Below are 19,454 nucleotides of genomic sequence, written 5' to 3'. Positions count from 1 at the left end.
TAAAAATGAAAAAGTATCTATTTATTACCCTCATAACAACAATTGTACTCTCCACTGTAACCATTTCTTGTAGTGATGATTTTGTTGACCGACCTGTTGAATATTCGATTGATTCTGAGAATTATTTTAACTCAAAATCCGATTATGACAATGCTTTAATTGCTTCTTATGATTTGTTGCAATCTACTTATCTTAATGCTTTATTAGGTGAAATCGCTTCAGACAATACCTTGGCCGGTGGCGAAAGTCAATCTGATACGCCCGGTTTTCAGCAGATTGACAAAATGATTCATACTCCCGTGAACAGTAATCTTAAAAATTTATGGGATTGGATGTTTGCTGGTGTTCAAAGAACGAATTTTATTTTAGAATTTAAAGATAAAACTGATTTTGAAGGCAAAAATCAAGTACTCGCAGAAACACGTTTTCTTAGGGCTTATTATCATTTTGAATTAGTAAAATGGTTTGGTGGAATTCCTATGAAAGGGGATGCACGCTTCAATCCTGGTGACGAAAAAGTAATTCCTCGCTCTTCTATTTCAGAGGTATATGCTTCAATTGAAGCCGATTTAATTTTTGCTTCTAATAATTTATCTGCAACAGCAGCACAAAAAGGAAGAGCAACTAAAGGCGCTGCTTTAGCATTACTAGGGAAAGCTTATTTATATCAAAATAAATATCCCCAAGCAGCAACCACTCTTGAAAGTTTAATTACGGCATCACCTTATTCTCTAGTTTCAGACTACAATACTATATTTGAAAACGCAGGAGAGAATGGTTTAGAATCGGTTTTTGAAGTGCAGTATACTGATGTGGAAGGTGCTGGTTTTGGTTGTCTCCAATGCAGTGAAGGAAATGTAGCAGTAGGTTTTAGTGGACCAAGAAATTATTCAGGGGATTTATTTACGTCTGGTTTTAGTTTTAATGTACCAACTCAGAAAGTGGTAAACGCTTTTGAAGCTGGAGACAGAAGAAAAGCAGTGGCAATTTTAGACATCGAAGCTTGGGCTACTGCAACAGGCGCTACTTTTGGAAAAGGATACGAACATACTGGTTTTTTTAATAGAAAATACATTCCAAGAAAAAGACGTTCTGATGCCCAAGGGGATTTAAATCTAACCAATCCAAATAATTACAGAGCGATTCGATACGCAGATGTTCTTTTGATGGCTGCGGAGGCCTTCAATCGTGGTGGAATTGATGATGCAAAAGCAAGAGGGTATTTGAACCAAGTTCGAAGACGTGCTTTTGGAGATTTAAATCATGATATCTCCTCTTCTGGAGCTGCGTTGACTGACTTTATTTTAGCTGAAAGAAGAGTGGAATTGGTAGGTGAAGGACACCGTTTCTTCGATTTAGTTCGTACAGGAAAAGCAGCACAGGAAATTACTGGATTTACCGCTAACAAAAATGAATTGTTTCCTATTCCTATCGAGGAGATTCAATTTGCAAATGGAAATTGGACACAAAATCCAGGATATTAAAAACTAATATTATCTAAATATGAAAAAGTTAAAATTAATACTAAGTGTTTTTGCTGTAACCTTCTTTCTAGGATGTTCAGACGAAAATAATGATGTGGATTTGGATGGAGTTAACGCTCCTTCCAATATCTCTGCACTTACGACAATTACGCAGGATAATTCTGGAAATGTTACTTTTTTACCAAGAGGCGAAGGAGTTACTCAATTCGAAATTTATTTTGGTGATGCAACTACAACACCTGTCTATGTAAATCCGGGTGGGGCTATTACGCACAAATATACTGAGGGTAAATTTCAGGCTAAAATTGTTGGTGTAACTATTAACGGAAAAAAAACAGAAGCGATTCAAGAAGTAACGGTTTCTTTTTTAGCACCAACCAATTTTGAACCTACCATAACTTTAGGCAGTAACCTTTCGATTAATGTAACTGCTAAAGCAGAATTAGAAACTTTCTTTCAGGTGTATTTTGGTGATGTTGCAAATGAAGTTCCGGTTGATTTTATGGAAGATGAAGTGATTACACACACCTACTTAAATCCAGGAACGTATCAAGTAAGAGTGGTTGCCTTAAGTGGCGGACTTGCAACAACAGAAAAAACACAGGCAATTACCGTAACTAATTTATTTGCAGCACCTATTCCTACGATTCCTGCGGCAAATGTAATTTCTATGTTTAGCGATAGTTATACAAATGTTGCTGTTGATACTTGGAGAACTTCATGGTCTCAGGCAAATTTGGAGGATATTGATATCAGTGGCAATAAAACTAAAAAATATAGTGCCTTGAATTTTGTAGGTATTGAAGCGACTACAACTCCTATAAATGCATCAGCAATGACTTTCTTCCATACCGATATTTGGTCATCAGAATTGACTGAATTTAAAGTTAAATTGGTTGATTTTGGTGCCAATGGAGTTTTTGGTGGAGGTGATGATAAAGAACATGAAATCACAATCTCAAATCCCGAAAAGGAAAAATGGGTTAGTTTAGATATACCTTTGAGTGACTTCACGGGATTGACTACTCGTTCTCATATAGCACAATTAATTTTTGTAGCAGCGCCTTCAGGAAATACTACGGTTTATGTAGATAATGTTTTCTTTTACAATCAAGCAGGTTCAATAACAGCAGCGCCAACGCCAACTTTAGCAGCTTCTAAAGTGATTTCTATGTTCAGTGATGCTTATACAAATGTAGCCGTAGACACGTGGAGAACTTCTTGGTCAAGTGCCACATTAACTGATTTAAGTATCAATGGAAATGCAACTAAAAAATACAGTGCTTTGGATTTTGTTGGTATAGAAGCAACAACGACTCCTATAAATGCAACAGCTATGACCCATTTTCATACTGACGTTTGGTCTTCAGATTTCACACAAATCAAAATAAAATTAGTTGATTTTGGTGCGAATGGAGCTTTTGGTGGTGGTGATGACAAAGAGCATGAAATAACAATTAATGCACCTGCAAAAGGAACTTGGGTGAGTTTAGATATTCCCTTAAGTGATTTTACAGGATTGACTACTCGTGCTCATATCGCTCAGTTAATCTATGTTGGAGCGCCATCTGGAAACAACACTGTTTATATCGACAATGTTTATTTTCATAATTAATAATAAAGAGATAGTAGCAACTAATTATGAATGTAAAATAAATTGATATACGACAAGTATCACAATTATATTTTTAAAAATAGTAAAAAATGAAAAAAATAATAACAAACTTAGTATCCGTTTTTGTCCTTCTTTTGATGGTCAATTGTCAGGAAGATAATTTAGGTTTTGGAGCGTTAGATACACCAACCAATCTTCAGGTAACGGCAGAAGTAATAGGTAAAACAGCAGCTTTTCCAAACGGAGATGGTTCTGGAAAAGTTAAATTTACCAGTACGGCAGAAAATGCAATTTCGTATAAATATATTTTCAGCGATGGCACTACTCAGAATTCACCTAGTGGGATTTTGGAAAACACTTTTGCTACACCAGGTACAAATACATACACAGTTACTGTAATCGCTTCTGGAGCCGGAGGAGTAGCAACTAATATGACTATGGAAGTAACTGTTTTTAGTGATTTTAAAGATGAACAAGCGGTACAATTTTTAACAGCTGGAACGTCCAGAAAATGGTATTGGGCGCAAACTGAGCCAGGACATTTAGGAGTAGGTCCAAATGTTGCTTGGTCAGATCCAACTTTTGGTACACAGAATTATTATCCTTCATTTTACAGTGCTGTGGCAAATGAAAAATCAGCTACCTGTTTATACAATAGTGTAATGACTTTTTCTATAGTTGGTCAACAAATGAAATTTGAATTGGATAACAAAGGACAAACGTATTATAACGGTGCTTTCAAAGGCGGTGGTGAGGATGCTTGTTATGACTTAAACACTAGCGGGTTAAAAACAGTCACGTTGAGCAAATCCGAATCTTTCGTAACTAAGAATCCAGATAGTGCAACGCAAACCAGAGGAACTGTAATTAATATCGCAGATGGTGGTTTTATGGGGTACTTTGTTGGAACTAGTTCTTACGAAATCTTATCAATTACTGATAATAGAATGGTAGTACGCGTGATTCAATCTGGAAATCCATTTTTAGTTTGGTATCATACTTTTACCACTTCGCCTCCAGGTGCAGCTGTAACACCAACTCCTACAGTTGATTATACTGTTTTGAAATTTTCTGATGAATTCAATACTGACGGTGCTCCAGATCCTACAAAATGGGGTTATGATCTTGGTGCTGGCGGTTGGGGGAATGGTGAAGCACAAACGTATACTAGTGCTGCTGATAATGTAATTGTTCAAGGCGGAAGTTTAAAAATTACTGCTAAAAAGGTAGGAACAGGTTACACTTCTACAAGATTAAAGACAGAGGATAAATATGAATTTACCTATGGTAAAATTGAAGTAAGAGCTAAATTGCCAGTAGGTGGAGGAACTTGGCCTGCAATTTGGTCTTTGGGACAAGATTACAAAACAAATGCCTGGCCAAATTGTGGTGAAATTGATTTCATGGAGCACAGAGGAAATGATCAAAATGTAATACATGGTTCACTACATTATCCGGGGAATTTTGGTGGAAATGCAAACACGGCAAAAACTACAATAGCAAATGCATCTTCAGAATTTCATGTTTATAAAACAATTTGGAGCCCTACGTCGATTCAGTTTTTTGTAGATGATAAGTTATTCCATTCGTTTACCAACAGTAGTTCAGTACCTTTTAATAGTGATTTTTTCATGATTTTGAATGTGGCAATGGGAGGAACTTTTGGTGGAGCTATTGATCCTGCTTTCACACAATCTTCAATGGAGATTGATTATGTAAGGATTTATCAATAAAACAAGGAATTAATATAAAAAAGGGTCGGAATTTATTTCGGCCTTTTAAATATAACAAAATGGATAAAGATGAAAAATAAATCCCTGTTAGCATCATTTGCTATAGCAGCTCTACTAGTTGCAGGTTGCAGTAATAAAATCTTGAAATCGCCTGTTGCTTTTTCCAAAGAAAATGTTTTAGAGACTAAAGTGGATTCTGTGCTTCAACTGATGACTTTGGAAGAAAAAGTGGGGCAACTCAATCAGTACAATGGTTTTTGGGATATCACAGGTCCGACACCAAAAGAAGGTCAAGCAGCAAAAAAATACGAGGACTTAAAAAAAGGTTTGGTTGGATCGATGCTGAATGTTAAAGGAGTTAAAGATGTAAAAGCGTTGCAAAAAATAGCGGTAGAACAAACCCGCTTAGGGATTCCACTGATTTTTGGATTTGATGTGATTCACGGATACAAAACAATCAGCCCAATTCCGCTAGCCGAGGCGGCAAGTTGGGATTTAGAAGCGATGAAAATGTCCGCTGCAATAGCTGCTGAAGAAGCAGCTGCAGTGGGATTAAACTGGACTTTTGCTCCTATGATTGATATAGCAAGAGATGCCCGCTGGGGACGCGTTATGGAAGGCGCCGGCGAGGATCCTTTCCTAGGAAGTAAAATTGCCGTAGCTCGTGTACAAGGTTTTCAAGGCGAAGATTTAGCAGCGACGAATACTATTTTGGCTTGTGCCAAACATTTTGCAGGTTATGCTTTTGCAGAATCCGGGAAAGATTATAATACCGTTGATATAAGTGAAACTGTATTGCAAAATACTATTTTTCCTCCCTTCAAAGCAGCGGTTGATGCTGGTGTTCGAACATTTATGAATTCTTTTAATGAGTTAAATGGTATTCCTGCTACAGGAAATGCCTACTTGCAAAGAGAAGTTTTAAAAAGAGATTGGAAATTTGATGGTTTTGTAGTTTCGGATTGGGGTTCTATCAACGAAATGATTCCACATGGTTATGCGAAAGACAGTAAGCAGGCAGCTGAAATAGCGATTAATGCGGGTTCCGACATGGATATGGAATCCAGTGCGTATGTGGAACATTTAGTAGCATTGGTTAAAGAAGGCAAAGTCAAAGAAAGTGTTATTGATGATGCGGCAAGACGTATTTTGAAAGTAAAATTCGAATTGGGTTTATTTGACGATCCTTATAAATACTGTGATGAAAATCGCGAATTGGCAACCGTTGGAAAAGCAGATTTTCAAGAAGGAGTTCTGGATATGGCCAAAAAGTCAATTGTACTCTTGAAAAATGAGAACGAATTATTGCCTCTTAAAAAATCAGGTCAAAAAATTGCATTAATTGGTGCTTTGGCAAATGATAAAACGAGTCCGCTGGGAAGTTGGAGAATCGCAGCTGATGATAATTCGGCGGTTTCTGTTCTGGAAGGATTACAAAAGTACACAGGAAATCAACTCAAGTATGTAAAAGGAGCTGATGTAACCGAGGGAAGAACGCAATTCATTTGGGAAACTAAAATCAATACGACGGATAAGAGTGGATTTGCAGAAGCTATTTCAGCTGCAAAACAAGCGGATGTAGTAGTTATGGTTTTGGGAGAACACGGTTTGCAGTCCGGCGAGGGTAGAAGCAGAACCGATATTGGTTTGCCAGGTGTGCAACAAGAATTATTAGAAGCAATTTACAAAGTCAATCCTAATGTGATTTTGGTTTTAAATAATGGTCGTCCATTAGCAATTCCTTGGGCTGATGAAAATATTCCTGCTATTGTTGAAGGTTGGCATTTAGGGACACAAAGTGGAAATGCCATAGCACAAGTTTTATACGGGGATTACAATCCAAGCGGAAAATTACCAATGACTTTCCCAAGAAATGTAGGTCAGATTCCTATTTATTACAATTATAAAAACACAGGAAGACCAGTAATGAATGAGCCAGAAAGTGTATTTTGGTCACATTATATTGATGAAAAGAACACGCCTTTGTACCCTTTTGGACATGGATTAAGTTATTCGAAATTTGAATATTCGGATTTACAATTATCATCTAATAAATTTGCTAAAAATGGTAAAATTGAAGTTTCAGTAAATTTGAAAAATACGGGAAAAGTTGCCGGAAAAGAGGTCGTTCAATTATATATTAGGGATTTGATAGGAAGTATCACGCGTCCAGTAAAAGAGTTGAAAGGATTTGAGATGATTGAATTACAGCCTAATGAAACTAAAAAAGTAGTATTTACAATCGATGAAAAAACAATTGAATATTTCACTGCCAACAGGAAATGGGAAGCAGAAGTTGGAGATTTTAAAGTATTCATCGGAGGTAGTTCTGTAACTAAATTGGAAGGCGATTTCCAATATTCTAATTAAACTAAAATGAAAAAAATAATAGTATTATTATTTGTGGTCAATTTTTCCTATGCACAGCAAACCAATAGCAAACTGGTTTGGGAAGAAAATTTCAGTGGTAAAGCCTTAAACGAAAAGAATTGGAATTTTGAACTTGGTGATGGGTGCCCTAACTGTGGTTGGGGAAATAACGAGAGACAGTTGTACACGAATCAAAACCACAAGATTACTAAAGATCAGTTAGTCATTACCGCCAAAAAAGAAGGAGAGAAATATACATCGACACGCATCACTACCAAAGGCAAAAAAGAGTTTCAATACGGTCGTTTTGAAGCCAGAGCAAAGTTGCCTGTCGGTCAAGGGGTGTGGCCTGCTTTGTGGATGTTAGGTTCCAATATCAGTGAAGTCGGTTGGCCAAAATGCGGTGAAATAGATATTTTAGAATATGTTGGAAAAGAACCCAACATGGTTTTTACTTCTTTGCATACACAAGACAGCCACGGAAATACCATTAATACTAAGAAAACAAGATTTGATGATATTGAGGAAGGTTTTCATGTCTATGCGATGGAATGGACCAAAGACAAGATTGATTTTTTTGTTGATGAGACTTTAGTTTACACGTTTGCGCCTGAAAATAAGACAGAGGCAGTGTGGCCTTTCAATCAGCCGTTCTACATTATTGTGAATATGGCCATCGGAGGGAATTTTGGTGGTCCTGAAGTGGACGATACAATTCTTCCGCAGGATTTCACAGTGGATTATATTAGAGTCTATCAATAACTGATAAAAATCATCTAAAAAGAGTATAACTAAAATGAGGTTTGATTCTAATCAGTTAACAATCAGGTCTTATTTTAGTTCTTTTATTTTTAAGAATTCCTTGACATAAAATTTACTGTTTTAAGTAAAGGCATACTATTTGTACTGTTAATGTGAAAAAAAGAAGAAAAATTTTAACAAATTTTATTTTTGATATGTTAATTTTTATTAATTTTACTTGCATGTTAAAATAATAATTGGTTAAATTTGAAAACTTAACAACCTAAACACTTTTTAGCCTATAATAGAAAACTACTTTTTAGAGAAAAATCTCCAATTTTAATTAACAACTAAAAAGTATTATTATGGTTAATATACAACTCCCAGACGCGTCGTTAATTAAGGAATATGTCGCCGGTAACGAGGATGCCTTAGCTAAACTAATAAAAAGGCACGAATCAAAAATCTACGGATTTATTTATTCTAAAATCCCAGATAGAGATATAACTAATGATATTTTTCAAGATACCTTTATCAAGGTTATAAAAACGTTGAAATCAAATTCTTATAATGAAGAGGGTAAATTCTTACCGTGGGTAATGCGCATTTCTCATAATCTAGTAGTGGATCATTATAGAAAAACGAAAAAAATGCCGATGTTTAGAGAAACAGAGGAATTTTCTATTTTTTCAATCATGTCTGATGATTCGTTGACTATAGAAAATAAAATTATAGCGGATCAAGTCCAAATGGATTTACAAAAACTAATAGAAGAACTTCCAGCGGATCAAAAAGAAGTATTGGTCATGCGTATGTATCAAGATATGAGTTTTAAGGAAATATCAGAGTCTACTGGAGTGAGCATTAATACTGCCTTAGGGAGAATGCGGTACGCTTTAATGAATTTGAGAAAAGTAATTGATAAACACCAAATTGTTTTAACCAATTAACAATATCTTGAAAGTTGCTGCGTTGTAATAGAAAACAAATAGGTATTACTTTATGGCAAAAACTTACTCAAAAAAATCATTAGTTTCCCAAACGATGAAACCAAGTAAAGAAACAATTTCTTTTTTATTAGGCTATTCAAAAGCATTAAGCATAATAAAAATAGACAATAAAAGTTTCGAAATTATATCGAATTAGGACTCACTTGATTGAAAAAAAATCATTTTTCAATTGTAACTAACTTATAAATCCCACCGTATTCCAAATGGAACCTGTGGGATTTTTTTATTTTTTGCTACTTTGCTTTTTGAGATAAGTATCAAGGACGGTTTTGCGACCAATAGTTTTGGTAATCACATCTTTTTCCATATCCCAGCCACGAGCTGGAGAATATTCTCTCCCGTACCAAATAATCTGTAGGTGCAGGTCATTCCATATTTCTTTAGGAAAAATACGTTTCGCATCTTTCTCCGTTTGCATAACATTTTTTCCATTGGTTAAATTCCAGCGGTACATCAATCTATGAATGTGTGTGTCAACAGGAAATGCAGGAACTCCAAACGCCTGAGACATTACCACACTCGCTGTTTTATGTCCCACAGCCGGCAATTCTTCCAAAAATTCAAAACTTTGAGGCACTTCACCACCATGTTTGTCAATTAGAATATGAGATAAACCATGAATTCCTTTCGATTTCATTGGCGATAGACCACAAGGCCGAATGATTGCTTTAATTTCCTCCACTGACATTTTTATCATATCGTATGGATTATCTGCCTTGGCAAAAAGCAAAGGGGTAACTTGGTTTACTCGCACATCCGTGCACTGTGCCGATAGCAAAACGGCAATTAATAAGGTATAAGGATCTTTGTGATCCAGCGGAATAGGGATCGTTGGATATAATTCTTTTAACGTATTTATAACAAAAGTTACACGTTCTTGCTTATTCATTTTTGTATTTTTATACGTGTAAAAATAGTATAATTTTTAGTATGTGCCTAATCCAGCTGTACATTGCAAGTCCTCCTTCAAAAAACCTTTTTTCTAAGGTCATAAAGGAGCTTCCTACCGGTCGCTCTTTATTACCAAGAAAAAATAGTTTTTTTAGTCCGGGCTTTTCATTCCCATCTGGGGCAGTAAATAGTGTATAGAGGTGGAATTCGATACATTTGAGAGTGTTACTTTCAATGAATAGAAATAGCATTAGTAAAAATAGCTAAGTCTTAAAAAAGCAATAGCAACGTTGCGAACGTTGCGTTTAAAAAATAAATAAAATTATGACAACATTAAAAAAAGGAGATAAAGCTCCTCATTTCTCTGCCTTGGATCAAGACGGACAAGCACATCAATTAGCTGATTACGCTGGAAAAAAACTAGTAGTTTTCTTTTACCCGAAAGCAAGTACTCCCGGATGTACTGCAGAAGCTTGTGATTTAAGAGATAATTTTGAGCGTTTTGAAGCTAATAATTATGCTTTGTTAGGCGTAAGCGCTGATTCAGCCAAAGCACAAGCCAAGTTTAAGGACAAGTATGAATTTCCTTTTCCCTTACTTGCGGATGAAGATAAATCCGTAATTCAGGCTTTTGGGGTTTGGGGTCCCAAAAAATTTATGGGTAAGGAATACGATGGCATCCATAGAACCACTTTTGTAATAGACGAAAACGGAATTATTGATGAGGTTATCGAAAAAGTAAAAACCAAAGAACACGCCGCACAAATATTAAAGTAAATCTATAGTAGTATAAGTATACAATCTGTTTTAAAATCTAATTCTTAAATATTTCAAGATTTAGATCGACAGTAACAAGCATAAATCTTTGTTACTGTTGATCTAAGTTAGCAAATACATTTAAATACAAAATCCTTGACTGTTTGCACAATCAAGGATTTTGTATTTAAATTATAATAGAAGTATTAATTACTTTCTTTCAAAACTTTATTTGGATCATAGCCAAAGAGTTGGTGTTCTTTTATTATTTCGGCAATACCAGACGGCAACATTGTTTCCCAGCCTATTTTTCCCTGGTTTATCATGTTCAAAACTTCACGGGAAAAGACTTCTAAAATAGAGGGGTCAAAATCATTTATATCAACTACTTTTCCATTGAATTTAAAGAATTTATATAGTTCTTTCATTCTTGGATGTACCTTCAAGTTTTCGGACGTAATTATTTCACCGTTTTCGCCAATCATTGGATACAAGAATACTTTCATATCGCGGTAAAATAATTTACCAAAAGCTTCAAGTATTCCACCACTTAAATGGCGGTAATATTTTTCGTCAAAGATATCTATTAAATTATTCACACCCATGGCTAATCCCATTCTGGCCTTAGTATAATTAGCAAAATATTCAACCACTTTATAGTATTCTTGGAAGTTCGAAATCATTACTGTTTGTCCAAGTGAACAAAGTAACTCCGCTCGATCCATAAAATCTCTTTCGTCGATTTCTCCATCGGAACGCAGGTTTGAAAGCGTAATTTCAAAAATTACAAGTGTATTTTCTTTGTTTACCTTATTTTCATTCAAGAACATTTTCAATGATTTCTCATACATGTCCATGTTCACTTTTGTAACTGGACGAAAACTACCTCTGAAAGCAAGAATATTTTTTTTGTACAAGATAGCTGCAGGAAGAATGTTCTTTCCATCTGGATTAAACATTACGGCATCAGTCATGCCATTTTTAACAAGTTGTAAACTCATCAAGCGATTATCAACATCGGCAAATCGAGGCCCTGAGAAGTTGATCGTATCTATTTCTAGTTGATCTTTGTCTAAATGATCGTATAAATAACGCAACAAACGTTTTGGATCATTGTATTTGTAATACGCTCCATAAATTAAGTTTACACCAAGAATTCCAAGTGTTTCTTGTTGTAAACGGACATCGGTTTCTTTAAAGCGAATGTGAAGAATAATTTCGTTATAGTCTTCGTCCGGCTCAATTTGATAACTTATACCTACCCAACCATGTCCTTTGAATTGTTTAGCAAAGTCGATTGTGGCAACAGTATTGGCATAACTAAAAAACATTTTATTAGGATGTTTTTCTCGACTCAATCGTTTTTCTATTAAATTGACTTCATGCGATAGCATTTTTTTGAGTCGGCTTTCAGTAACATAACGCCCATCTTCCTCAATTCCATAAACGGCATCACTAAAGTCTTTGTCATAAGCTGACATTGCTTTTGCAATTGTTCCAGACGATCCACCAGATCTAAAAAAATGTCTTACAGTTTCCTGTCCAGCTCCAATCTCTGCAAAAGTACCGTAGATATTTTCATTTAAATTGATACGTAGTGCTTTATCTTTTATTGAAGGGATTTGTTCGATGATTCGATCACCTTTTAATTTTATTTCTGTATCCATTTTCTTTTAATATGGCTAATAATTTGCAAAGTTAATGAAATAGGTTTCTAATGAAAGATAATTAACCCTATTTTTGTAAATAAAATCAAGAAAGTTGAAGGTATATTTTTTAGGAACTGGTACATCACAAGGGATTCCTGTTATTGGGAGTAACCATCCCGTATGCAAAAGTACTGATAGTAAAGACAAAAGACTCCGTGTTTCTGTTTGGATTTCCTGGGATAATTATTCCTATGTAATCGATTGCGGACCTGATTTTAGACAACAAATGCTTTCCTCTAATTGCCAGAAGCTCGATGGAATTCTTTTTACCCATGAACATTCAGATCACACGGCAGGAATTGATGATATTCGCCCATTTAATTTTAAACAAGGGGAAATGCCAATTTATGCACATCAAAGAGTCATTGATAATCTAAAAAAACGCTTTGAATATGTTTTTGAAACTGTCAATAAGTATCCTGGAGCTCCGTCTATAAAAACTATCGAAGTGATCAATGGTAATACTTTTTCAATTGGAAATAAAACCGCAATTCCCGTGAATGTAATGCATGGAAATCTTCAAGTTTTTGGTTTCAGAATTGACGATTTTGCTTATTTGACGGATGTAAAAACGATTGAAAAGAGTGAAATTCTTAAGCTAAAAAACATAAAAGTATTGGTTATAAATGCTTTACGAGAAGAGCCGCATGATATGCATTTCAATTTGAAAGAAGCATTAGATTTTATAACTTTGGTACAGCCAGAAAAGGCCTATCTCACACACATTAGTCATATTATGGGATTTCATGAAGAAGTGCAAAAAAATCTGCCGAAAAATGTTTTCCTAGCCTATGATAATTTAGAAATCACATTATAATACTATTACAAATGAAAAAATCATTGTTTCTCTATCTATCTATTCTTGCAGTACTTTTTGCTGTTTTTACTTATTCTTTCTTAGGTAGCGAGGTCAAATTTGAACAAGAAAGGTACAAAAAAACAACTACCAAGTTACGGGACAGTATTAATTTACTGACCACTAAATTGGCAGATGCCAACTATTTTTCTTTAGAAAAAAATGAAAATGCTCAAAATTATTTTGATTCGGGAAGCTCAGAAAAGAGGATTCAATACGAGAAATTAATTCCTGTTGTTACTGAAAAATTATTGGATTTAAACGCTAACCCAAAAGGAAATCCTTTTACAGGACAAGATCAGATTGGTGCGAATAAATTTATCATCAATAAAGTAAAAGTCTTGAATCACCGATGGATTATTGCGGACTTTAGTGATGGGGATATTTGGGGTGAAGTTTTATTGAAATACTTTGTCAATGAGGATGAAAGTATTTCTTTTGAAGTGAACCAGTCTTTATTATATCAGAAACAAAAATAGTCCATAGATTAAACGAGAAAAAATCTTTTATTTTAAGCTTTGATACAATTTTTTCTTTGACGCGGAATCTAAGCAGGTTTTATTTACTCTTTTGATTTTCAATCGCAGTTAGTTCACTGAGTGAAACTGCGATTGAAAATTATCTACTTCTGATTGATAAGCCAATTTTTAAAATCATAAAAATTTTGTGGCGCCACTCCATGACCTATTGGATACTCCTTGTACGTAATGTCAATTCCTAAATTTTCTAATATTGCGGGTGTTTTTCTGGCCCATGCTATAGGGATAACTTGGTCTGAAGTTCCGTGTGAAGCAAATATTTTTAAATTATTAAATGTGTTTTTAAGGTAATCATCGCTAACAATTTCTAAATTCAAATAGCCGCTCATAGCCACTACTTTCTGTACCTTTTCTGGATAGGAGAGCGCCACAGCATAACTTAAAATCGATCCTTGGCTAAAGCCAATTAAAGTTACTTTTTCAGGGTCAATTGGATAGGTTTGAATCAATTCATCAATAAATACCGCAATTAAATCTCTCGAAACTTTAGCTTGATCATGATCGGAAAATTTGTTTTGGTCTGCATCAAAATTGATTGCATACCACGCATAGCTACCATATTGCATGTCGTATGGTGCACGGGCAGAAATAATATAATATTCATCAGGAAGCTCAGTTGCAAATGAAAACAAATCAGCTTCATTGCTACCGTATCCATGAAGTAAAAGCAAAAGGGGGTTTTTCTCTAATTTTACTTTGGGTTCACGTATTTTATATTCTAAAGATAAATTCATTTTTATTTATTGTTTTAAGAATCTTTATCACAGTTTGAAATAGTGATAAAGGTAAAGATCTTTGAAATTAAAATTTAGGATATGTTTGACAACCATTTTTGAAAATAAGCCCCTAACAAAGGAACAGGTTTTGTTTCGCCTTTAATGGCGCTTGTAATCCCGTAAGACCATAAAACAAATACGAAAATCCACATGGGTGCTGAAATCATTAAGCTGTCAAAATTGCTGATGATTAATCCTAGTGATATGAATGTTAATGTGAGTCCGAGTCCTTGTCTAATGTGGAAGGAAGCAAACGTATTTTTGTCCTCGGAATTCATAGACATGGCTATAAACACGCCAATTCCTAAAATATAGCTGGTTATAGCAGCTGTTTTTCCTGAGTCTGAATTTTTATTATTGTCCATTTTTATGCTAAAATTAATTTTGCCTGATTCACAATTCCATATACTTTTCCTTTCATTTCTGTTCCTAGAAAAGCGGAGTTTTTAGATTTAGATAAAATAGATGATTTTGTAAAAATGCTTTTAGGTTCAGGATTGAATAAAGTGATATTTGCTTTCGAACCTTCATTAATTGATTCTATTTCAATACCAAAAGTTGTTTTTCCAGACGTCAATTTTTCAATTACAATTTCTAATGGCAATACAGTCATCAAAGCGCCAAAAGCACTTTCCATTCCAATGGTTCCATTTTTAGCACCATCAAATTCCATTTTTTTATGCTCAATGTCCATTGGGTTATGATCGGAGGTAATCACGTCAATCGTTCCATCTTTTATCCCCTTTAACAATGCTTTTCTATCCGTCTCCGTTCTAAGCGGCGGTGAAACTTTATATCTGGTATCAAAACCTTCTAATTTTTCATCGGTTAAAACTAAATGATGTACAGCAACGCTGCAGGTTACATTTAGTCCATTAGCTTTAGCTTCTTTGATTAATTGAACTGATTTTTTAGTCGAAATTGTAGGAATGTGAAGTTTTCCTCCAGTATATTCTAACAGAAATAAATTTCTAGCAATTTGTAATTCTTCGGCGAGATTTGGAATCCCTTTCAAGCCTAATCGGGTAGAAACAATACCTTCATTTGCCACTCCGTTTCCTTTTATATTTTCGTCTTGAGAAAAAGCCAGAATCAATCCATCAAAATCCTGAACGTATTGTAAGGCTATTTTTAGCAAATTAGCATTATCCAAACTTTTATTATAATCTCCAAAAGCTACTGCTCCCGCTTTTTTCATGTCATACAATTCAGCCATGTCTTTACCAGCACTTTCTTTGCTCAATGCGCCAATAGGATAGAGTTGGGTTGCACATCCTAAAGCTTTATTTAACACAAAATTTACTTGGGACTGATTGTCAATAATCGGGAAGGAGTTGGGTTGTAATGCGATTGCCGTAAAACCACTTTTGGCAGCTACAGTAAGTCCATTTGCTATGGTTTCTCGGTCTTCAAAACCAGGTTCCCCCAGAGAAACGCTACTGTCAAACCAGCCTTGTGAAACATGTAAATTATCAAGTTGTATCTCTTCTGCTTTATCTGGATTTGGAAGTGATGTTCCAATTTTTTTTATAAAACCATCAACAATTAAAATATCTACAGTCTTATTGTGAAAAGGACTTTTCGAATCGATAATTTTGGCGCTTCGTAGGATTAAGTTCATATTGATTTTTTAAGTATTGGATCCTCGTTATTTACTTTACGAATCGTATAATTGCCATTTCGGTTAAAATAAATAACAGTGCAAAGATAACAAACCATTTCCAAATTTGATTATCACTTCTGTCAGTTTGTAGTGTATCAAAAAACGATTGTATGGATTCAATTTTTTTATAGTCTGAAAAAATACTTTGGTTGGCTTTAGCCAAATCACTCTCGGTTCTATTGTAATTGAAACTTATGTTTTCGATCCATTTTTTTTTATTGTAAATACTAAAATTTCCGGCTTGTTCCGGATAATCATCGAAAGTCATTTTGACTTTATTATTCAGGATTTGTTGGATAGGAATAAATTCTTGATTTAATCCTTTTACCGTTAAAATAGCGTCTTTATTTAGCGAGGCTTCCGTCAAATGCGGAGTGTTATTTCCAATTATTAGAGCATTCACGCCGTTATTTTGATAGTTCATCGCCATTTTGTAAAAGGTAGGTACTATTAATGGAGATTGCTGAAAATTTGAATTTTCGATGTTTATAGGAGCTGCAAAAATGGCAACTGCTGAAACTGAATTGGCGATAGAAGTCAAGAAAACACTTTGATCTTCATACGATAAAGCAGCAGGACTGGAACTGGTTAAAGTAAAAGAACTTTTTGTTTTTGGATATTGAAAATTAGTCACTTTATTTTCAAAAACGTTATTGAATATAGGATGATTGAAGTTGATTTTCGTAATCATCTTTTCTCTATTTTCTAAAGAATTGAATCTCAGGTTTCCAAAAATTGACACAAATGAATTCATATTGGTACTGGAACTTATTGCCGAAGGAATCAGAATTACATTGCCGCCTTTTTCTACAAAAGATTTCAAAGTGGTTGCCAAAGCCTGCGGAATTTCATCTAATTCATTGAGAACAATTGCATCTTGTTCTTCCAGTTTATTGTAATCTAATGCGCTTAAAGTATAATTGTTAAAATTAAATTCTTTACTGGTGTAAATTCTTGAAAGGAAGTTGCTTTTTGCCGGTTCTCCAATACTGATGATATTAGTTTTCTTGGTTTTTGAAATACTAAAATACAACGTGTTATCATAAGCTAAACCATTGTCAACTATCGAAAAATAGCCATGAAAAGCTTGTTTTGGAATGGTGAAATTGAGCGTTTTTTTCTTACTGTCTAAAGTTACTATTGTTTTGGCAATAAGCTTATTTTCATTGTATAAAGAAATTGGAATCGGGTTGAAGTCATCTCCATAACCGGATATTTGGACACTAATTTCATAGAAATTTTCTACTGTTTTACTGATAAAAACGCTGTCAATAGAAACATTGTTTTTCTGTTCTGCTTTTGGAATTATAAATAAAGGAGAATCAGTTGCGTCACTATTTTTTAATTGTTTTTGATCAAGACCTACGGCATCGGTAATGACAACGATATCTTTTTTAAAAGCTGATTTATGTGCTTTTATTTTGGCCATTATATTGTCTAATTGGAACGGAGTGGCGCTGTATTTTAGATTTTGTAATGTAGAGCGAATCGTCTTTATATCAGTATTCCAATAGTTTTCAGAATTGGTAATCAACGAAAAATTTACATTCTCAGGAGTTTCTTCAAGTAATTCTTGAATAGCTCTCTTTAGCAATTCCCCTTTTTTACCTTTGGCTTGCATACTAAAAGAATTATCTAAAATAATATACAATTCATTGTTGGCATTTTTGCTGTCTTTTGACTCAAAAAAAGGTTGCGCAAATGCTAAAATAATACAAGTTAATAGCAATAAACGACAGCCGAGTAGCAACCATTTCTTGATTTTGGAGCTTTTTCTGGTTTGGATTGAAAGTGCTTTTAAGAAACGAACATTGGTAAAATATTCTTTTTTGAAACGGCGTAATTGAAATAAATGAACCAAAACTGGAACAATCAACAAGAACAGAAAGTATAAAATTTCGGGATGTTTAAAATGCATTCTGAGGTTGAGTTTACTTCACTAGATTTTATTTTCAACGGGATTCATTGAATTTTCTGATTCAAAAATACAAATTTGTTGACAGTTTTAGATGAAGTTGTCCTAATTTTTCAAAGGAATAAACAATTGACATTCATTATGAATATAATATGTATTTTAGCTTTTAAATAAAATCTAAAAATATGAAAAATCCGTTTGCTGTAGTTCTTTTAATTTTTATTTTTTCGAGTGCTCAAGCACAAAAAAATAAATTTAATTTGCTGATAGGAACTTACACTCAAAGTTGCGACAGTAAAGGAATTTATGTGTATGATTTTGATTCAAACACAGGAAATTTCAGTTTTAAAAGTACTACTGAAAAGGTTATAAATCCAAGTTATTTGTCGGTTTCAAAAGATAATAATTTTGTGTATTCCGTAAATGAATTTGGAAATGAAAGTACAGTAAGCGCTTTTAGTTTTAATCCATCAAGCGGAAAATTAGACTTTATCAACAAGCAAAGCTCTAAGGGTGCTGATCCTTGTTATATTATAAATGATAATAAAAATGTAATTGTTGCCAATTATTCTGGCGGAAATATTTCTGTTTTTAGTAAAAATAATGATGGAAGTCTTGGGGCAGCCAAGCAAGTAATTCAGCATTATGGAAAAGGAAGTAATTCGCAAAGACAAGAAGGTCCTCATGTGCATATGGTACATTTTTCCCCGGATAAAAAGTTTGTTTTGTCCAATGATTTAGGGAATGACAAAGTCTATTCCTATGCCTATAATCCTAATGATGAACAAACTGTTTTAGAATTAAAAGATAGTGTTTCAGTACAATCGGGTAGTGGACCCAGGCATTTGACATTCAGTAAAGACGGTAAATTTGTCTATTTATTGCAAGAACTCGATGGTGCCTTAACGGTATTTAGTTACTCCAATGGAATATTAACAAAGATTGATGAAACCACTATTTTAGCTAAAGATTTTAAAGGAACATTTAGTTCTGCGGATATTCATATTTCGCCTGACGGGAAGTTTTTATATGCTTCTAATCGTGGTGAAGCCAATAGCATTACAATTTTTAAAATTCTAAAAAACGGAAAGTTACTATTGAAAGGACAAACCAGTACTTTAGGAATAGGACCTAGAAATTTTGCAATAGATCCAACCGGGAATTTTCTTCTGGTAGCACATCAATATACCAATGATGTAGTAATTTTTAAAAGAAATAAAACGACGGGAGCACTAACAGATACTGGTAAAAAGATTGCTTTATGTTCGCCGGTTTGCTTGGTTTTTACTAAAAGTTAAGCTTATAATTCAAGAAAAAAGGGTTGAAAAATAATTTCTATTTTTCAACCCTTTTATACTATTTATTCTTCTTTTTATTTTTGTTTCCAATGGTCACA

17 protein-coding genes are annotated in these 19,454 nt (G+C 34.2%); 11 read left to right on the top strand and 6 right to left on the bottom strand.

Annotation, left to right across the window (positions count from 1 at the left end):
* Nucleotides 1-5 precede the first annotated feature (5 nt).
* The 7 genes from E0F91_RS04090 (at nucleotide 6) to E0F91_RS17660 (ending at nucleotide 9,089) form a co-directional block, all read left to right on the top strand.
* Nucleotides 6-1,484: a RagB/SusD family nutrient uptake outer membrane protein gene (locus tag E0F91_RS04090; RefSeq protein ID WP_132065082.1), complete on the top strand. Its 1,479-nt coding sequence runs from the start codon at nucleotides 6-8 to the stop codon at nucleotides 1,482-1,484.
* A gap of 19 nt (nucleotides 1,485-1,503) precedes the next feature.
* On the top strand, nucleotides 1,504-3,099 hold the full coding sequence (locus E0F91_RS04085; protein ID WP_132065081.1) for a PKD domain-containing protein: 1,596 nt from the start codon (nucleotides 1,504-1,506) through the stop codon (nucleotides 3,097-3,099).
* A gap of 89 nt (nucleotides 3,100-3,188) precedes the next feature.
* Nucleotides 3,189-4,832: a family 16 glycosylhydrolase gene (locus E0F91_RS04080; RefSeq protein ID WP_132065080.1), complete on the top strand. Its 1,644-nt coding sequence runs from the start codon at nucleotides 3,189-3,191 to the stop codon at nucleotides 4,830-4,832.
* 69 nt (nucleotides 4,833-4,901) lie between these two features.
* Entirely contained in the window at nucleotides 4,902-7,202 is a 2,301-nt protein-coding gene (gene bglX, locus E0F91_RS04075; protein WP_132065079.1) for a beta-glucosidase BglX, read from the top strand.
* 6 nt (nucleotides 7,203-7,208) lie between these two features.
* Nucleotides 7,209-7,964 carry a glycoside hydrolase family 16 protein gene (locus E0F91_RS04070; RefSeq protein WP_132065078.1) on the top strand — a complete coding sequence of 252 codons (756 nt, stop codon included), beginning with the start codon at nucleotides 7,209-7,211 and terminating at the stop codon, nucleotides 7,962-7,964.
* Between the two features lie 344 nt (nucleotides 7,965-8,308).
* Nucleotides 8,309-8,893: an RNA polymerase sigma factor gene (locus tag E0F91_RS04065; protein ID WP_132065077.1), complete on the top strand. Its 585-nt coding sequence runs from the start codon at nucleotides 8,309-8,311 to the stop codon at nucleotides 8,891-8,893.
* Between the two features lie 52 nt (nucleotides 8,894-8,945).
* The gene (locus E0F91_RS17660) at nucleotides 8,946-9,089 is read left to right on the top strand and encodes a hypothetical protein (RefSeq protein ID WP_165930086.1); all 144 of its coding nucleotides are present in this window, start codon (nucleotides 8,946-8,948) and stop codon (nucleotides 9,087-9,089) included.
* 87 nt (nucleotides 9,090-9,176) lie between these two features.
* On the opposite strand, the gene E0F91_RS04060 is transcribed toward E0F91_RS17660, so the two are convergent.
* Nucleotides 9,177-9,842: an endonuclease III domain-containing protein gene (locus E0F91_RS04060; RefSeq protein WP_132065076.1), complete on the bottom strand. Its 666-nt coding sequence runs from the start codon at nucleotides 9,840-9,842 to the stop codon at nucleotides 9,177-9,179.
* Nucleotides 9,843-10,168: 326 nt separating this feature from the next.
* On the opposite strand from E0F91_RS04060, the gene bcp reads away from it, so the two are divergent.
* Complete coding sequence (gene bcp / locus E0F91_RS04055; RefSeq protein ID WP_132065075.1) at nucleotides 10,169-10,621, top strand: thioredoxin-dependent thiol peroxidase; 453 nt, start codon at nucleotides 10,169-10,171, stop codon at nucleotides 10,619-10,621.
* A 185-nt stretch (nucleotides 10,622-10,806) separates the two neighbouring features.
* Here the strand turns inward: bcp and E0F91_RS04050 are convergent, their stop codons facing one another.
* Nucleotides 10,807-12,267: a TonB-dependent receptor gene (locus E0F91_RS04050; protein WP_132065074.1), complete on the bottom strand. Its 1,461-nt coding sequence runs from the start codon at nucleotides 12,265-12,267 to the stop codon at nucleotides 10,807-10,809.
* A gap of 94 nt (nucleotides 12,268-12,361) precedes the next feature.
* Here E0F91_RS04050 and E0F91_RS04045 point away from each other — a divergent pair, with 94 nt between their 5' ends.
* Both E0F91_RS04045 and E0F91_RS04040 read left to right on the top strand, forming a co-directional pair.
* Nucleotides 12,362-13,126, top strand: coding sequence for an MBL fold metallo-hydrolase (locus E0F91_RS04045; RefSeq protein ID WP_132065073.1), 765 nt, complete (start codon nucleotides 12,362-12,364; stop codon nucleotides 13,124-13,126).
* A gap of 11 nt (nucleotides 13,127-13,137) precedes the next feature.
* Nucleotides 13,138-13,644: a hypothetical protein gene (locus tag E0F91_RS04040; protein ID WP_132065072.1), complete on the top strand. Its 507-nt coding sequence runs from the start codon at nucleotides 13,138-13,140 to the stop codon at nucleotides 13,642-13,644.
* 143 nt (nucleotides 13,645-13,787) lie between these two features.
* Here the strand turns inward: E0F91_RS04040 and E0F91_RS04035 are convergent, their stop codons facing one another.
* The 4 genes from E0F91_RS04035 to E0F91_RS04020 form a co-directional block, all read right to left on the bottom strand.
* Nucleotides 13,788-14,438, bottom strand: a complete 651-nt coding sequence (locus E0F91_RS04035) for an alpha/beta hydrolase (RefSeq protein ID WP_132065071.1) — start codon at nucleotides 14,436-14,438, stop codon at nucleotides 13,788-13,790.
* A 74-nt stretch (nucleotides 14,439-14,512) separates the two neighbouring features.
* Nucleotides 14,513-14,845: a hypothetical protein gene (locus tag E0F91_RS04030; protein WP_132065070.1), complete on the bottom strand. Its 333-nt coding sequence runs from the start codon at nucleotides 14,843-14,845 to the stop codon at nucleotides 14,513-14,515.
* Between the two features lie 2 nt (nucleotides 14,846-14,847).
* The gene (locus tag E0F91_RS04025; RefSeq protein ID WP_132065069.1) at nucleotides 14,848-16,101 is read right to left on the bottom strand and encodes a dihydroorotase; all 1,254 of its coding nucleotides are present in this window, start codon (nucleotides 16,099-16,101) and stop codon (nucleotides 14,848-14,850) included.
* Between the two features lie 31 nt (nucleotides 16,102-16,132).
* On the bottom strand, nucleotides 16,133-18,061 hold the full coding sequence (locus tag E0F91_RS04020) for a BatA domain-containing protein (protein WP_132065068.1): 1,929 nt from the start codon (nucleotides 18,059-18,061) through the stop codon (nucleotides 16,133-16,135).
* 182 nt (nucleotides 18,062-18,243) lie between these two features.
* On the opposite strand from E0F91_RS04020, the gene E0F91_RS04015 reads away from it, so the two are divergent.
* Complete coding sequence (locus tag E0F91_RS04015; protein WP_132065067.1) at nucleotides 18,244-19,356, top strand: lactonase family protein; 1,113 nt, start codon at nucleotides 18,244-18,246, stop codon at nucleotides 19,354-19,356.
* The last annotated feature ends 98 nt before the right edge of the window (nucleotides 19,357-19,454 follow it).

The sequence above is a fragment of the Flavobacterium sandaracinum genome (assembly GCF_004349135.1).
GTDB lineage: Bacteria > Bacteroidota > Bacteroidia > Flavobacteriales > Flavobacteriaceae > Flavobacterium > Flavobacterium sandaracinum.
This window is presented reverse-complemented; position numbering and strand designations above follow the sequence as displayed.

Bases quoted from the DNA above. Each gene is read 5' to 3' on its own strand.
- E0F91_RS04030 (WP_132065070.1), bottom strand. From the start codon at position 14,845: ATGGACAATAATAAAAATTCAGACTCAGGAAAAACAGCTGCTATAACC.
- E0F91_RS04025 (WP_132065069.1), bottom strand. From the start codon at position 16,101: ATGAACTTAATCCTACGAAGCGCCAAAATTATCGATTCGAAAAGTCCT.
- E0F91_RS04015 (WP_132065067.1), top strand. From the start codon at position 18,244: ATGAAAAATCCGTTTGCTGTAGTTCTTTTAATTTTTATTTTTTCGAGT.
- E0F91_RS04085 (WP_132065081.1), top strand. From the start codon at position 1,504: ATGAAAAAGTTAAAATTAATACTAAGTGTTTTTGCTGTAACCTTCTTT.
- bcp (WP_132065075.1), top strand. From the start codon at position 10,169: ATGACAACATTAAAAAAAGGAGATAAAGCTCCTCATTTCTCTGCCTTG.
- E0F91_RS04020 (WP_132065068.1), bottom strand. From the start codon at position 18,061: ATGCATTTTAAACATCCCGAAATTTTATACTTTCTGTTCTTGTTGATT.
- E0F91_RS04060 (WP_132065076.1), bottom strand. From the start codon at position 9,842: ATGAATAAGCAAGAACGTGTAACTTTTGTTATAAATACGTTAAAAGAA.
- E0F91_RS04065 (WP_132065077.1), top strand. From the start codon at position 8,309: ATGGTTAATATACAACTCCCAGACGCGTCGTTAATTAAGGAATATGTC.
- bglX (WP_132065079.1), top strand. From the start codon at position 4,902: ATGAAAAATAAATCCCTGTTAGCATCATTTGCTATAGCAGCTCTACTA.
- E0F91_RS17660 (WP_165930086.1), top strand. From the start codon at position 8,946: ATGGCAAAAACTTACTCAAAAAAATCATTAGTTTCCCAAACGATGAAA.
- E0F91_RS04090 (WP_132065082.1), top strand. From the start codon at position 6: ATGAAAAAGTATCTATTTATTACCCTCATAACAACAATTGTACTCTCC.
- E0F91_RS04040 (WP_132065072.1), top strand. From the start codon at position 13,138: ATGAAAAAATCATTGTTTCTCTATCTATCTATTCTTGCAGTACTTTTT.
- E0F91_RS04080 (WP_132065080.1), top strand. From the start codon at position 3,189: ATGAAAAAAATAATAACAAACTTAGTATCCGTTTTTGTCCTTCTTTTG.
- E0F91_RS04035 (WP_132065071.1), bottom strand. From the start codon at position 14,438: ATGAATTTATCTTTAGAATATAAAATACGTGAACCCAAAGTAAAATTA.
- E0F91_RS04070 (WP_132065078.1), top strand. From the start codon at position 7,209: ATGAAAAAAATAATAGTATTATTATTTGTGGTCAATTTTTCCTATGCA.
- E0F91_RS04050 (WP_132065074.1), bottom strand. From the start codon at position 12,267: ATGGATACAGAAATAAAATTAAAAGGTGATCGAATCATCGAACAAATC.